We start from the raw sequence: 15,234 nt of genomic DNA, 5'->3' as shown, positions 1-15,234 counted from the left end.
TTAGGGTAATAGCCAGGTTTCAAGCAGCTGGTAGTATTTTGTAAGGTCACTGCGGTGCAGCCATTCGTTGGCGCTGTGGTGTCCGCCGCCATTTGGTTGCACAATAATGCACGGGATGTCGTAGGCCGCAAACCAGCGACCGTCGGTGCCGCCAAACGATTCTGAAAAACTAACAGGATTACCGGTCGCGATTTCCATCTTAGCGATAAAATGAACCACATCAGGATGAGTACGATCGAGCAGCAACGGCTTTGAGCGCACAGGCGTTTTAAATGAAAAGCCGTAAAGCTTACTTTGCGCTTCAATGTAGGTAAGATGTTCGGCAATTGCTTCTTCCTCGAAGGCTCGAAAATCGATAGTTACCGTAGCGGTGTCAGGCACTTGGTTCCAGGCGTCGCCGGCGTGGAAAGTGCTAATGGTGAGGGTTGGGTCGGAGGCCAGTTTTAAAGGGTAACGCTTTTTAATATCAGCTAAAAAAGGGAGCAAATTTGTAATGGCATTGCTGCCTTCAGCTGGCCGCGAGGCATGGGCAGCTTTGCCGGTAGCGGTGATTTCGGTTAATGAAAAGCCCTTGGCGCGTTCTTCAATCTTCCAGCCCATGCCGCCATCTGGAATGAAAACCACATTCGCGCGCCAGCCCGCAGCCAAGATGTCTGAAACACTTTGTCCGCCCAGTTCTTCGTCGGTGGTAAAAGCAAAGCCGACACTCTGGTCCTTGAGTGTCTCGTGGTGTTGCTTGGCAAATTCAATAAAACAAGCGGCCGCGAACTTCATATCAAACACACCGCGGCCCAACAGCCGATCTTCAACCGAGGTCACCGTATATTGCGACGGATGAGCCGGCACGACATCAAGATGGGCAAGGAGCAAGTAGTGCGGATGTTTGGTGTTTTGGGTGGTGGCAATTAAATACGGATTATCGCGGTCGATATCGACATGCACAAATAAACCCAGCGGTTCGAGTTCGCTGCGCACGTATTCGATAATTTGATGGCAAGCACCCCGGTTGCGACTTTCGCTTGGAATAGCAACGAGCGATGCAAGCGTCGTTTCGAGTTTTTCCTGCATCTGGTATCCTTTTTGTAAAAAACTACTACAAGTATGTAGTCTATGTGTATATCTGTCAATAAGCATGCTTCTATGGTTTGGCAAAGAGGCGTTTATTATGGCCTACGCACAGCTTCTTGTATGATAAGAGCATGGTAAAAGACTACCTGCTTATTTTGCGGCGCAACCTGGTGAATCCTTTAGTTATTTCGATTGCAATTTTAGCGGTAGGGCTGCTGCTTTTAAACGAACTGCGGGACGCCTGGTTTATCTCGGTAGTGATAACAATTAATGTGACGCTAGCCATAATTCAGGAGATTCGAGCGCGGCGGGCATTAAGAAAACTAGAAATCTTGACTGCGCCGAAAGCCGTCGTTTTAAAGGATGGACAAAAAACAACTGTTGCGGTCGAGGCGGTGCGTCGTGGTGATGTGGTGGAAGTAATTGCCGGCGACCAGTTACCTGCCGATGGGACGGTGGTGGCATCGCATGGCCTGGAATGTGACGAGAGCTTATTGACAGGCGAAGCCCGCACAGTAGTAAAACAGCCTGGCGATGCAGTATTTGCTGGTAGCGTTGCCGTAGCGGGCAGTGCGAGAGTAAAAGTGACGGCCGTCGGTGTCGAAACACGCGCCGGCACGATGACAGCGCACTTAAAGCGTTACGAGCCACAAAACACCCCTTTGCAGCGTCGAATTGCTCTGACTATCCAAATCCTGACGTACATCGCAATTGGTTTATCGATCGTAGTCCTGACGGTGTATCTGGCGCAAGATTTAGGCTTGGTGGCTGCTTTAAAAACGATAACTTCTGGGACTATTGGGGTAATCCCCGAGGGTTTATTGCTGGCTAGTACCCTGCTTTTGGCCTTCGGGGCGGTGAAGCTCGCCCAGCAGCAGGTGTTACCGCAGAAGCTTTCAGCCATAGAAGCCATGGCGCTGCTCGATGATTTATGCGTGGATAAAACCGGTACCCTCACCAGCGATACAATGCAACTTGAATCAATTGTGCCGTTTACTGGCACCAAAGATCAAATAAACGCCTACGTTCGAACACTGGCTCACGAAGCCAGCGGCAATAACGCCACGGGCAAGGCCATGCTGTCTGCTGTCGGTTCTGCCGAGCTGCTACCGGTAAGCGAAGTACTGGCTTTTTCGTCCGAGCGAAAGTTAAGTGCTGTGAAACTGCCCGATAACAGCGTAATTATGATGGGCGCACCTGAAATTGTGACCAAAAACCTGCGGCTATCCAAAAAACAAACTGATGAAATAGACCAGCGCGTCGAAAAAGGTCTCCGGGTGATGTTATTGGTACGTGCGCCGCGAGTTCACGGGTCGATCCGGGAGTCGTCCGTGCTTAAAGCCGCAAATTTTGCACCGGTCGGCCTAATTGTTCTAAGCAATGCTCTTCGCCAGAACGCGCGCGAAACAGTTGGCTTTTTACAAAAACGCGGTGTGCGGCTGCGGGTAATTAGCGGCGATAATCCAAAAACGGTGCAAACAGTAGCAGAACAAGCGGGCATTAGCGGCGCTGAAAAAGTTATTACTGGCCCAGAGTTAGAAAAACTACCAGGGTCAGCTTGGCAGCAAACTGTGGAAGATACGGTCGTCTTTGCTCGGGTTTTGCCTGAGCAAAAGCAGCAGATCATCAAAGCTTTACAGGCGAGAGGTAGTTTTGTCGGTATGGTTGGTGATGGAGTTAATGATGCCTTGGCGCTTAAACAAGCGAACTTAAGCGTGGCGATGTTTGCTGGCGCAGCTGCGTCGCGGCGGGTAGCCGATATTATCCTTTTAAATAATGCTTTCACGTCGCTCCCGATTGGTATGCGGCTCGGTAACCGAATTATGCAGGCAATCGAACTGATTGCTAGCTTATTCTTTCATAAAATTATTTATGGCATTTTGCTGCTTTTGGCGTCGCTTGTACTGCACCTGCCCTACCCTTTTTTGCCGCGTCATTTGACGTTTATGAATATTTTTCTCGTCACCCTGCCTTCGGTGCTTTGGACAATTTTCCCGCCAGAAACCGATAAGCGAATCGACCCGCGCCGTTTTTGGAAGCACACTCTGTTTGTTATGCTACCGCTCGCTTCACTCAGCTTTATAGGGATACTTTCTACGTATCTGTGGCTGCACAATGTCTTGCCAGGCGGGACCCTAGGTGTTGCGCAACAAGCCCAAACAATTACCGTGTTAATGACCACATTATTTGGTGTTGGAATGGTCTTTTTGGTACCGTGGCTGCTGGCTGTTCCGGCGAGCAAAAATATCCATCGCATGCGGCTACTCTATAGCGCGGGTGTTTTCTTGGTGGCATTAGTGGTGTTTGCTGTAGAGCCGCTGCGTAGTTTTTTGGATTTTACCGCCCCGATGCCGCAATTTATGCTAGTGCCGCTACTATTCACCGCGCTGACTATAGGCGCACAGCTATTTTTGGCTAAAAAACTAAGGCAACAGTTAACCGTGAAGTTTTAGGTGGTGTCGCCCAAAATATTTATGTAGCTCGCTGACAGCAATCACAGCGCTCGCAGCAACAAGACTAGTAACAAACAGCATTAATGGTGGTACTTGCACCACGTGCAGCACCGGTTGCAGTGGGCCAAATAACGCCAGCAACTGCAAGCTCGCGGCAATGCCGAGCCCTATGTAAAACTTCTTATTGCTCGCTTCCCCCCGCCCAAAAATAGACTGTAGCTCACGGCGAGCATTTAAGGCGTTCGCCCACTGCATTACTACCAGTGCGGTAAAGGTGAACGTTTGTGCGGCGGCCACGCCATGAGATTGCATGAAGAGCTGGAAGATAATTAATGCGACAACCGCCATGGTCGCGGCAGTAAGAAGTAAACGGCTCACAAGATAACGGTTTAGCAAAGGCGCGCCCGGACGACGAGGCCGTTGTTTCATGATGTGCTTTTCGCCCGGCTCGAGCCCAAGCGGAATAACTAAAGCGGTGTCGGTGACTAAGTTAATCCATAAAATCTGGACTGGCGCTACGGGCAGCGGCAGGCCAATAAGTAACGCGCCAATCATAGTCAGAATTTCACCAGTTGTGGTGGTGAGGAGGTAAAACAGCATTCGCCGAATGTTACTAAAAATAACCCGCCCTTCTTTTAGGGCGCTGACGATACTTTTGAAGTTATTATCGAGTAGTACCATATCGCCGGCGTCTTTTGCGATTTGTGAGCCACTGCCCATAGCAATGCCAACATTGGCATTCGCCAGTGCCGGAACATCGTTGACGCCATCACCAGTCATGGCCGGTACGCCGTGGGCTTTGAGGGCGCTCAAAATCCGATATTTTTGTTCTGGTACTACCCGCGCGAAGACATTTATTTTGCCAACGAGCTGCACCAGTTCTTTGTCGCTTAGTTCATTTAATTTTCGGCTGTCAAATACTTCATTTCGATGGGTGGCAATGCCGAGTTGCTGGGCAATTCGATAGGCGGTTTCAACATGGTCGCCAGTGATCATCTGTACTTGAATACCCGCTTCTTTCGCAGCAAGTACCGCTGGTTTGGCTTCTGGGCGAAGGACGTCGGCCACTGCTACTAGCCCAATAAATATCAGTTTATCGGGTAAAGTTTCGAGGGTGGTGTGGCGTGTGGCGCGCTGCAGCTTTGCGAAGGCAATCACCCGATTGCCTTCGCCGGTTAATTCTTCGAGCGCCGCGAGTACCTGCTGGGTTTCGGTTTTGTTGAGGCTCGTTTTCCCCAGGATGTGTTCGGGCGCACCTTTAATATAGGCACTAAAAGTTGTTCCATGCTGCCAAAGATTGCCGCTCATTGCGAAACGATGATCAAACGGCAGCGAGGCAACTAAAGCGTGCGTATCAGGCACGGAACGCTTCGTGCTTTTTGCATGCACAGCAAAGGCAATATCGAGCGGGTCGTGCAAGCGGCCTTTTGTTTGATTGACTGTGTAAGGTAGGATTTCATTAAGCGCATCGTTTGCATGCGGTAACTGCCAGGTTTTTTGAACCGTGAGGATATTTTTTGTCAGAGTGCCGGTTTTATCAGTAGCTACGGTGGTCACCACGCCAAGCGTTTCAATAGCAGCCATGTTCCGAATAAGAGCTTTTTGCTTCGCTAAACGGCGCATGCCCAGGACCAAAATAACGGTAATTGCCACCGGTAAGCCTTCTGGCACCGCCGAAACAGCCAGGGTAAGAATAAATCGTATCGCCTCGCCGACCTCGATGCCGCGCTGCATGCTTAAAATAAAAACGATAATCGAAACAATGACCACCATTATGATAATTTGGGTGAGCAGAGCATCGATTTTTTTCTGAACCGGGCTTTCGATGTCGGTGCGAGTTGAAAGAGCGGCGATTCGGCCGAATTCGGTCTGATTACCCGTTCTGACGACCGCCGCTGTTGCCTCACCGCTAACCACAAATGAGCCCTGGAATAAAATATTACTTTGTTCGTAAGCCGGTTTTTGGCCCTTAAGTGGTTGCGGCTGTTTGCTGACCGGTTCAGATTCACCAGTGAGCAACGATTCGTCTACCCGCACGCCCTCGGCAGAGAGCACCCGAGCGTCAGCCGGAATTTTCTGTCCTTCATTGACGACGATAATGTCACCCATGACAAGATCGGTGGCACTGATGGCGCGCTGTTTGCCGCCACGCAGCACTTTGGCCTGTTCGATTGACTGATCGCGAAGATCCCGCAGAATTTTTTCGGTTGAAAAGTACTGAACATAATAAATCGCGGCGCTAATAGCCATAATAACCCCAATAATAACCGCATCAAGTGCGGCGCCATGAAGAATACTAAAAACCGCCGCGACAATCAGCACGACCATAAACATATTAGCAAATGGCTCAATAATAATTCGCCACAGAGGTTTACGCACCACCTCGATAACATTCGGGCCGTAATGAGCCAGGCGCCGGCCGGCTTCTTTTTCTGATAGGCCGTTTTCGGTAGTACTAAATTCTTCTAAAATGGCCGAAGAGTGCTTTTGGTAAAAATCCATATGCTTATTGTAGCGTGAGATGGGGCTGTTTACGAAATCTTGCGCCCATATTGCGATCGGTGCGGTGAGGTGCTAATAAGCTAGTAGTGTCGTGCGCCCCATTCGGCCATTTGGGCTAATATTGGCCAAAGATCTTTGCCTTTTTCGGTTAAGGAATATTCTACACGCGGCGGGACCTCGGCGTAGGTTTTACGGATCAGCACGCCTTCATGTTCAAGATATGACAACCGCGCCGAAAGCGTCCGGGGATTAATGCCCTTCACCGCTCTTTGCAATGAAATAAACCGCATCGAGCCATTATTAGCCAGTTGGCGGATAAGTTGCGGCGTCCATTTATCGCCCAAAATTTTGGTGGCGGCTATCACGCAAGGTAATTCCGAGGACACAGTTTTCATGATTGCTTTTCATTATACATTACTATACAATGTATAGCAATGACGAGGAGGATGCCATGATTCATATTATAATTATTACTGCTTCAAATCGACCCGGGCGTTTTGGCGTTAAGCCAACTGAGTGGGTGCTGCAAACCGCTAAGGCTCGATTTGGTAATAAAGCAGAGTTCTCGGTAGTGGATGTCGCCGAACTTGCCCTCCCCTTTTTGGACGAACCAACACCAGCCCTCTACGACCGCTACGAAAATAAACACACAAAAGCCTGGGCGAAAACAATTGCTGAGGCCGACGGGTTTATTATCGTCACGCCCGAATATAACCACTCATTCCCGGCACCGTTAAAAAACGCCATCGATTATCTCTGGAAAGAATGGAATCATAAGCCAGTATCGTTTGTGAGCTATGGCTCAAGTGCTGGTGGCGTACGCGCTGTTGAGCATTTGCGCGGTGTTGCAGTGCAAGTAAAATTATTTGCGTTATTTGAGCATGTCCTTATCCCTAACTACTGGACCCAAGTAAATGAAGCCGGTGATTTTACGCCCGATGACAAGCAAAACGCCGATTTAAACAAAGCATTAGAAGAAATCACTTTCTGGGCCGAGAAATTAAAGGCCATTCGCACTGATTTGTCGCGGCTATCTCGCAGCTAAAGCGAGAGCGCCCTTACTGCCGCTCATCGCTATTTAATCAAAGAGCCTTGAGCCGAAGTACGGATATGGTTCATGCTAAACGACCATAAAGCATCGGTTTTCTTGTGTGGATTGAAGATGTTTTTGTCGTCGAAAATAGTTTTTACCGCTTTAAAGTGAGCCATCATCTCCTTCCCAAACATGTCGGCGAGCCACGGGCCGCGTATCATGCCGTCATTATGTTCACCCGCCAGCGTCCCTTGATATTTAAGCACCAGTGCCATCACTTCGCGCATGGCGGGTTCTAGTTTGGCTTGCTCTTTGGGCTTTTCGATGCTCATCAGTGGAATGATATGAAAGTTGCCATCGCCAAAATGGCCAGCGATCGTGGCGGGCAGTTTGTATTTTGCAATAATTTTGCGAAGTTCTGGTAAGAATTTCGGCAAGTATCGCGGCTGGACTGCCAGGTCATCAATGAACGGCGCGGCGTATTTATCCTTCACCTTTTGCCGCAATAAGTTAAAGCTCGCCCGTCGGATAAGCCAGAATTTCTTACTTTCAACTTCGGTACTATCGATTTCAGTTTCTAGGTCAAATGGCTTCAACGCAGTTTGCAGCTTCTTGATTTTCTTAAGCACTTCGCCTGGAGTCGGACCGTCAAATTCAACCATCAGCACCAATTTCGGCAGGTTATGTTTAAATTTAAGAACATCGGGAAGCAGGCTGGCCTGAACCCGTAGGAATTCTTTGGTGCCAAGTTTTTTACGAAAGCTCGAGAAATAACGGATGCCGAGTTCAAAGGTGATATCGTCAAAGCCTTCAAAGGTTGCCGGTTTATGGGCCATTATGGCTGGGATGAGTTCGCCAAGTTGGTCGGTATCGCGCATAAAGCAGACCAGTAGGCCGCTATGCGGCTGTCGCGGTACAAGCCTGAACTTAATGTCGGTGACGATGCCGAGTGTGCCCTGAGAACCAACAATGAGTTTGGTCATATCAAAGATACCTGTGTCTCGGTCCCAGACCGCCCATAAATTGTAGCCCATTGAATTTTTGCTGGTATGCGGTCGAGCTTTAGTGATACGGTCGTAGTCGGATTCTATAAGTTCAAAAACTTTGCGATACAGCTCGCCCTCAAAGTCGCCTTGTGACATTTTAGCCACTAATTCTGGCTTGGTGAGCGGTTTGACGGTGTATTCCTTGCCGTCAGCAAAAATAACTTTGAGTTCAGTTATGAAATTTTCAGTGTTACCGTATTGCAAGGATCGTTCGCCGCCAGAGTTGTTGGCCACCATGCCGCCAAGCGTGCAAATATCACGGCTCGCCGGTACCGAGCCGAGCTGGGCGTTATGAGCGATTGTTACTGGGTCGAAATCGCGGTAAAACACGCCTGGTTCGACATGGGCTGTGGTTCCGGTTACTTCCTTGATGGCCGAAAAATAGCGAGTCATATCGATAACAAGTGATTGCGACAACGGCCCGCCAGACATATCGGTGCCGCCAGAACGGGCGGTAATTGATAAGTCGGGGTGTGCAGTTTTATGCTTATTTACAAATTGCACCAACGCGCTGATGTCTTTGCTCCCTTTCGGATATAAGACCGCCTGAGGCTTTAATTCAAAAATACTGGCATCGTGACTATAGGTGGTACGGGTTGAATGATCAACCGCGATTTCGCCTTTAAAGATTGTTTCCAGTTTTTTAAGTAGCTGTTCCATAAGCTTTATGGTAGCATGAAATCGTCTCATTTTTACATCATGCTTGTGTTTATGTATAATAAGGGCTATGAAAAACGCTTCAACAACACAAAAAAACAAGGCAAAAGCGACCTACGAGCCAACCAAAGTCGCCCTCGGGGTGGCAGCGGTGGCCTCGATGTCGCTGCTACTGCTCGCGATTAGTCTGATTATCGTCTCGTAGCTTCGAATGAGCTTAGCGCGTGGCATTGATATTGTAGCTATCTGTAATTTTATTGCAGATTAGGCATAAACCAGCTACTATTAAGGTACGATGAATACACCTCGCCACGTAAAAATAGATATTGATACTCGTACTTTTGTGCGGTTTTGGTTGGTGGTGATTGCATTTGTGCTGGCTCTCGGGTTAATTTATTGGGCCCGGGCAGCGCTGCTTACGATTGGCATTGCCGTCTTCTTGGCGCTCGCCTTAAATCCGCCGGTATCATATATCTCGCGGCGATTACCTGGTAAAAGCCGAGTCGGCGCTACGGCTCTTGCCTATGTTGCGGTAGTGCTTTTCTTGGTTGGGTTTGTGTTTGCGGTTGTGCCACCGGTGGTTGAACAAACCGCCAAGTTCATCCAAACTGTTCCCGATGTTATTAAAAATCTCAGTGGGCAAACGGCTTTCATTGATAATTTTGTCGATCAATACAACCTCCGTGACCAATACAACGACGCACTCAAGAACGCTCAGGATCAAGCGGCGCACTTTGCATCGTCGCTCAGTGGGTCGTTTGTCAATGGCGTCGGTATTGTGTTTAACGCCTTTACTTCTACCTTAATCATCTTGGTTCTGACCTTCTTCATGCTGGTTGAAGGCCCGGGTTGGTTGTCAAAAATCTGGGGATTATACCGAGATCAAGAGCGCCTTGAGCGACATCAGCTACTCATGCATCGTATGTACGGCGTGGTAACCGGTTACGTAAACGGTCAGCTGCTGGTGGCGGCCACGGCTGCTGCCAGTGCGGCCATAACAGTGCTGATTTTGAGCTTAATTTTCAATTTTTCACCAAGTCTGGCCATGACGGCTGCCGCGTTTGTGTTTATTGGCGGGTTAATTCCGTTGTTTGGCCCGCTGATTGGTGGCGCGATTGCCGCGATACTTATTAGCTTAAACAGTGTCAGCGCGGCTATTGTTTTCCTGATCTACTTCATCGTTTATCAGCAAATTGAAAACAATTTCATTTCGCCTACTATTCAATCGCGGACGGTTGAGCTTTCGGCTTTAATGATTTTAGCGGCGATTACTATTGGCGTGTCGCTATTTGGTATTTTGGGCGGGTTAATTTCTATTCCGATTGCCGGCTGTTTGCGGGTACTGCTGATGTACTATCTTGAAAAGAATCGCCAGGCTCGGTTGCGAGATAAAAAAGCTTAAAATTGTCGCTTTGAATCTGTTTTTATGATTCACAATTTCAGGTAGGTTCTGCGCCGCTAGCGGTAAATAGAATAAACTTGTAAAACGAATAAAGTTAATTTACAAAAGGGCGGCAAGTGTCTATTCTACCCTTACCGGTTTTGGCAGATGCGACCATACCACGCCGTGCGGGGTGTCGCTTAAGGTAATGCCTTGATGCGTAAGCTGGTCGCGCAGTGCGTCGGCTGGCTGCCAGTCTTTATGTTCGCGGGCGCGTTCGCGTTCGAGAATAAGTTGCTTCAACTCGTCATCGATATCAGGTGTGTTGGCAAGTAGTTCAAGCCCGAGCAGAGAATCTAGCATTTCAAGTAATTCTACTAGCGCCTGATGCTGTGTGTCAGCGAGTGAATGCTTGGCAACTCCAGAGAATACTTCATCGATAATTTGTAGGGCGATCGGCGTGTTGAGGTCGTCATTGAGCGCATTCAGGACATCTTGTTTCGCTTGAATAAGGTGGATCGAGGCGGCATTTGTGGCTTTTTCGTCGTCGTCAATTAGCGTATCAAAGGTTTGCCAGCGCAAGCGGGCGACATTCTGCCAGTGTTCAAGTCGTCGCTTGGCAGCTTCAAGATTTTCCCAGGTGAAATTACTCTCAGATCGGTAATGACTCTGCAAAATAAACATCCGAAAGTCGAGGGGTGAAAAGCCGCGCTCTGCAATATCGACGAGCGTATAGCCGTTACCCAGACTCTTGCTTATTTTTGTGCCATTCGATTTTAAGTGGTTATTATGCAGCCAATAGCGCGAAAATGGTTTGCCGGTTGCAGCTTCGCTTTGAGCGATTTCATTGGTGTGATGTACCGGAATATGGTCAATGCCGCCAGTATGGATATCGATGGTTTCACCCAAAATATCCATCGCCATCGCCGAACATTCAAGATGCCAGCCGGGAAAACCTTTTCTAGCCTTACCGTCATCAGTAATATCAGATGGCGTGTCCCATTCCATGTCGCGCTGTTCATTCTTCGGGCTAAATTTCCATAAAGCAAAATCACTGACATTTCGTTTTTGCTCATTAACGCTTACCCGTGCGCCAGCTTGTAAGGCTGCTAAATGCAGGTTAGCAAAATCAGCGTAGCGTGGGAATTTACTGGTATCAAAATAGATACCATCATCTATTTGGTAAGTATAGCCCTTTTCTTTGAGCGTTTGGATGAGCGCAATTTGTTGCGGGATGAAGTCGGTGGCTTTGGTGATGTGGTTGGGCGTGATAAGGTTAAGCTGATGCATGCCCGTAAGGAATTCTTGGGTGTAACGTTTGGCCACTTCCCAAGCGGTAGTACCTTCGCGTCGAGCGCCTTTTTGTAGTTTATCTTCACCCTGATCGGCGTCGCCATCATTTTCGCCGGTTAAATGGCCGACATCGGTGATGTTCATAACCCGCTCGACGGTATAACCATTAGCAATGAGGGTGCGAACAAGGATGTCCCAGCGAATATACGCCACCCAGTTGCCGATATGCGGCGCATTATACACGGTGGGCCCACAGGTATACAGCGTTACACGCTCTTTTTGGAGCGGCTTAAAAACCTCGTCTTTTTTGGTCGGTGTATTATGCAGAATGAGCATGACTATCGTAGTCTTTCAAGATTTTATCGACGGCACCAATCAGTTCTGGCACGATTGTATCATATGCTTCGTAGGCGCGAAAACCAGCAGCGTATGGGTGGCCGCCACCGCCAAAGAAGCCAGCGACGCTTTCGGCAACTTTGGCGTCGGCATTGGCGCGAATTTTAGCGGTGAGCTTGCCGTCGGGGTAGGTTTTAATGGCAATGGCTAGCCGAACGCCTTCGACCAATCGCATTTCGTCAATAACGAGCATGCTTGGGTTGTACTGATCGCTGTACTGCGAGATTTCTTCCCAGGGAATATGCACGATAGCCAATTGACCATCAAGATAATACTCAATTCGTTCGAGTAAGCGACCTTTGTAGGCTAAAATCTCGGGTGACTTTTTCATGAACTCGCGGCGTCGGTTTTCGAGGTTGCTAATCGATGCGCCAAGCTCAATAACTTTTGCGATTGCCATGACACTTTTAGCGGTCGTACCTTCGGTGGTGAGGCCTAAGCTGTCCGACAAAATTGACATGGCAATATGCTCGGCCGCCTGAGGGTTGATGTGCCAGCCGGCGTTGGCAGCTAGGTCGTAGATAGTCTCACCTGTGGCGACAGCCGCGACGTCTGTAATAGCGGTATGGGCAAAAGGCAGGTCACTTTTGGTGGTATGGTGGTCAATCACGAGCACGGGATGGGCCGTAATATGACCGAGATTTTCTGGCGCCAAAGCTTTTTCCAGCAGTGTTTTACTGCTAGTATCAACGATAATGGTCAAGTCAGCGTTATAAGGAAAGTCAATTCCCACTCTGTCCCACCCGGGTGCGTAACGTAAATATTTTGGAATATCAACCGGGCAATATAAGCTAACGGTTTTTCCAAGGTCACCTAAAATTTCTTCGAGAGCCAAGCTTGATCCAAGGCTGTCGCCATCTGGATTTTCGGCTTGTACGACAACAATGTGTGTCGCCTTTTCAATCAATGTAACAGCAGCAGTAAACGAGTCTTTCATAATTTTCGCCTTCCTTCCAGGGCGTGACTGAGGGTGATTTGATCGGCGTACTCAAGGTCGATACCAACCGGTATGCCGCGGGCAAGGCGGGAAATGGTAATATGCTCAACATTTTCGTTGATCTGTCGCTGCAAGAATAAAGCGGTTGATTCCCCTTCGACACTGGCATTTGTCGCCAGAATCACCTCTTTTACCTGATCGTCGTTTAAGCGCTGCAAGAGTTCAGGAATGTGTAGCTGCTCTGGCCCAATGCCATCAAGCGGGCTAATTGCGCCACCAAGTACGTGATAGGTGCCTTTGTACTGGCCGGTGCGTTCGATAGCAATGATGTCAAGCGGTTCTTCGACCACAGCGACAAGTTGTTTATCGCGCGACGCATCGGTGTACAGCGGTGAGATGGCTTCGTCGGCGTTAATTAGGGCAAAGGTTTTTGGGCACTGCTTGACATTACCATGAAGCTTTTCAATTGCGTCGGCTAAGTCTTTAGCGATTCGCGGCTCGCGGCGCAATAAGTAATAAGCGTACCGTTCAGCGGTACGTGGGCCGACTCCGGGCAACTTGCCAAGATCTTCGATCAGCCGCACTAAAGCACGCGGGAGCGCAAAGGAAGCCACTCTATAAATTTCTCGTTTAGAGCCCTAGGTTACCCAAGCCACCCATTAATGGCTTCATTTTTTCGGCGGCAACCTCTTGGGCGCGTTGGGTAGCGTCGCGAACGGCAATTTCAATCCAGCGTTCAAGCTCGCCAATATCGTCAAGATCAACCCGTGCCGGGTCGATTTTTACTTTCTTGAGCTTTAATTCGCCATTTACCTGTACCACTACTGCGCCGTCGCCAGCAGATACTTCAATAATCTCTTTCGACAGCTCTTTTTGAGCCTTCTTTAATTTCATCACCATTTTAGCTTGGTCAAACATCTATTCGTCTCCTGATAATACTTATCTATTGTATCATTTTTCGCTGATTTCACTGTTGTTTTATTGCCGAAGTAATTTTAAATATTAACCTAAAAAATTAGTAAACAAAGAATCGGGCATTCTGCTCGGCAAAGTGATTAGTAATAATTTTTGATGGCTTGGTCGTTATGGCAGTGCCGGCATGCACCGCCCGAGAAACGATAAGTCCAGAACTGGCTTGGGCTAGCGGCGCTTCGGTCACAACTTGCAGCTTTGGATATTCGCGCGTCAGAATGTGATAAAAAGGCTGCTCACTTTTGCTTACCCATAAGGTACGCGGCTGGTCTTTTTTAAGCTCGTGCCGGATAAGCGATAAGTCACTGCTAAAATACTGACCAAGCGCCGGATGATGGCTATAATTATTGATATATCTATCGAGGCCGGTGAAGACAATGCCAGATATCAGAATTACCAGCGGCACCAAAGCGGCCGCCCGTGCGTACGGGTTACGCGGAAATAGCCCATACCATTCGCGAAATAACGTGTCGATGCCGATAGCGAGCATAAGAAGCAGTGGTACAAAAGTAATGGCAATATAGCCTGGCTGCAGTAAAAGCACCACGCCTAAAATTAACAGCCATAGCCCAATAGTATACGTTCGGGCGGAGTGATGATCTACCGCAAGCTTGAACAAGCCAAGCAGCATGAGACTAGTTGTGGCAAAACCGTAAATTGGCGTGAGAGCGACCCCTTGAATGCTCGGCTGCGCAAAGCCAAAGAAGGAGCCTAACAGTTGTTGGATGTTTTCACCAATCAGTGTCCAGCTGACATCATCTGGAACACCAAGCAGAACGAGTAATTCTTCAGGCGATTGGCTCACTCGCCAGAAAAGCGGTATAAGCAGCAATATTCCCACGGCTGCCCCGAGCCCGAGTTTCCAGCGCTTCATATGGAGCACCATAAACCTGAGATGCGGGTGGAATATAACCGCGAAGAATACCGCTATCAATACGTAGAGACTAAGCGGTGTGTAAAGACTAAGTGCAGCCGCAGCAAAGAAACAAATCTTCCATATTAGCGTGCGCCGTGGCCGAGCAGAAATATAGGTAGCCAGCAGCAGCAAAATAGTTGGCCAAAAGAAAAGCATAATTAACGGGGTGCCATGTTGGGCAATAATAAGGAATTGCCCGGCTGTTACGGCGATGATCGAAGCCAGAACAGCCACATTTTGCTTAAACCAACGCCGCAGAAGAAAGAGTAGCCCCAGGCTTGAAAAAACAGCTAAAAGCAGCGACGGTAATTTAATGCCGATTGGTGTTAAGCCAAAAATAGCAATGCTGGCTTTTTGCAGCAGATGATACGGAAGGTCAATGATTGAGCCGACAGCAGTGAGCTGCAATTGGCTGCTTTTAACAGCGCTATTCATCTCGGCTTCGGTGAGCATTCCGGGAATGGCTACCCCCGCAATTGCGAGCAAACTAATCAACGCAACTGCGAACAATCCATAGCCAATGGCATAACGATAACGGTATAAAATGAACTCGGTGAAGGCATGCTTTTTCATAGGCTTT

Annotated in this window: 13 protein-coding genes; 4 read left to right on the top strand and 9 right to left on the bottom strand. The window is 48.6% G+C overall.

The window, feature by feature from the left end; genetic code table 11:
- A complete protein-coding gene (locus tag VD907_03110) occupies nt 1–1,068 on the bottom strand; it encodes a M20/M25/M40 family metallo-hydrolase (protein ID HYG83840.1) in 1,068 nt (355 codons plus the stop codon).
- 131 nt (nt 1,069–1,199) lie between these two features.
- On the opposite strand from VD907_03110, the gene VD907_03105 reads away from it, so the two are divergent.
- Nucleotides 1,200–3,521, top strand: coding sequence for an HAD-IC family P-type ATPase (locus VD907_03105; GenBank protein ID HYG83839.1), 2,322 nt, complete (start codon nt 1,200–1,202; stop codon nt 3,519–3,521).
- On the opposite strand, the gene VD907_03100 is transcribed toward VD907_03105, so the two are convergent.
- The gene (locus tag VD907_03100; protein ID HYG83838.1) at nt 3,504–6,023 is read right to left on the bottom strand and encodes a cation-transporting P-type ATPase; all 2,520 of its coding nucleotides are present in this window, start codon (nt 6,021–6,023) and stop codon (nt 3,504–3,506) included. The two genes, VD907_03105 and VD907_03100, sit on opposite strands and share 18 nt — an antisense overlap.
- An 80-nt stretch (nt 6,024–6,103) precedes the next feature.
- Nucleotides 6,104–6,418: a helix-turn-helix domain-containing protein gene (locus VD907_03095; GenBank protein ID HYG83837.1), complete on the bottom strand. Its 315-nt coding sequence runs from the start codon at nt 6,416–6,418 to the stop codon at nt 6,104–6,106.
- A 56-nt stretch (nt 6,419–6,474) separates the two neighbouring features.
- On the opposite strand from VD907_03095, the gene VD907_03090 reads away from it, so the two are divergent.
- Nucleotides 6,475–7,068: an NAD(P)H-dependent oxidoreductase gene (locus VD907_03090; protein ID HYG83836.1), complete on the top strand. Its 594-nt coding sequence runs from the start codon at nt 6,475–6,477 to the stop codon at nt 7,066–7,068.
- A gap of 29 nt (nt 7,069–7,097) precedes the next feature.
- Here VD907_03090 and VD907_03085 read toward each other — a convergent pair whose 3' ends face one another.
- Complete coding sequence (locus tag VD907_03085) at nt 7,098–8,792, bottom strand: FAD-binding oxidoreductase (GenBank protein HYG83835.1); 1,695 nt, start codon at nt 8,790–8,792, stop codon at nt 7,098–7,100.
- Between the two features lie 37 nt (nt 8,793–8,829).
- Between VD907_03085 and VD907_03080 the strand changes: the two genes are divergently transcribed.
- Together VD907_03080 and VD907_03075 are read left to right on the top strand one after the other, a co-directional pair.
- Nucleotides 8,830–8,964 carry a hypothetical protein gene (locus tag VD907_03080; protein HYG83834.1) on the top strand — a complete coding sequence of 45 codons (135 nt, stop codon included), beginning with the start codon at nt 8,830–8,832 and terminating at the stop codon, nt 8,962–8,964.
- A 90-nt stretch (nt 8,965–9,054) separates the two neighbouring features.
- Nucleotides 9,055–10,161 carry an AI-2E family transporter gene (locus VD907_03075; GenBank protein ID HYG83833.1) on the top strand — a complete coding sequence of 369 codons (1,107 nt, stop codon included), beginning with the start codon at nt 9,055–9,057 and terminating at the stop codon, nt 10,159–10,161.
- Nucleotides 10,162–10,281: 120 nt separating this feature from the next.
- On the opposite strand, the gene cysS is transcribed toward VD907_03075, so the two are convergent.
- The 5 genes from cysS to VD907_03050 all read right to left on the bottom strand — a co-directional run bounded on the left by cysS (nt 10,282) and on the right by VD907_03050 (nt 15,227).
- Nucleotides 10,282–11,769, bottom strand: a complete 1,488-nt coding sequence (cysS, locus tag VD907_03070; protein ID HYG83832.1) for a cysteine--tRNA ligase — start codon at nt 11,767–11,769, stop codon at nt 10,282–10,284.
- Nucleotides 11,753–12,766, bottom strand: a complete 1,014-nt coding sequence (locus tag VD907_03065) for a DHH family phosphoesterase (GenBank protein HYG83831.1) — start codon at nt 12,764–12,766, stop codon at nt 11,753–11,755. Before VD907_03065 ends, cysS begins: the two co-directional genes overlap by 17 nt.
- Complete coding sequence (gene recR / locus VD907_03060) at nt 12,763–13,380, bottom strand: recombination mediator RecR (protein HYG83830.1); 618 nt, start codon at nt 13,378–13,380, stop codon at nt 12,763–12,765. The genes VD907_03065 and recR overlap by 4 nt, the downstream gene beginning before the upstream one ends.
- A gap of 16 nt (nt 13,381–13,396) precedes the next feature.
- Complete coding sequence (locus VD907_03055; protein HYG83829.1) at nt 13,397–13,684, bottom strand: YbaB/EbfC family nucleoid-associated protein; 288 nt, start codon at nt 13,682–13,684, stop codon at nt 13,397–13,399.
- A 97-nt stretch (nt 13,685–13,781) separates the two neighbouring features.
- A complete protein-coding gene (locus VD907_03050) occupies nt 13,782–15,227 on the bottom strand; it encodes a glycosyltransferase family 39 protein (protein ID HYG83828.1) in 1,446 nt (481 codons plus the stop codon).
- Between the last annotated feature and the right edge of the window lie 7 nt (nt 15,228–15,234).

The sequence above is a fragment of the Verrucomicrobiia bacterium genome, from assembly GCA_035629335.1.
Classification (GTDB): domain Bacteria; phylum Patescibacteriota; class Saccharimonadia; order Saccharimonadales; family Saccharimonadaceae; genus DASUUR01.
This window is presented reverse-complemented; position numbering and strand designations above follow the sequence as displayed.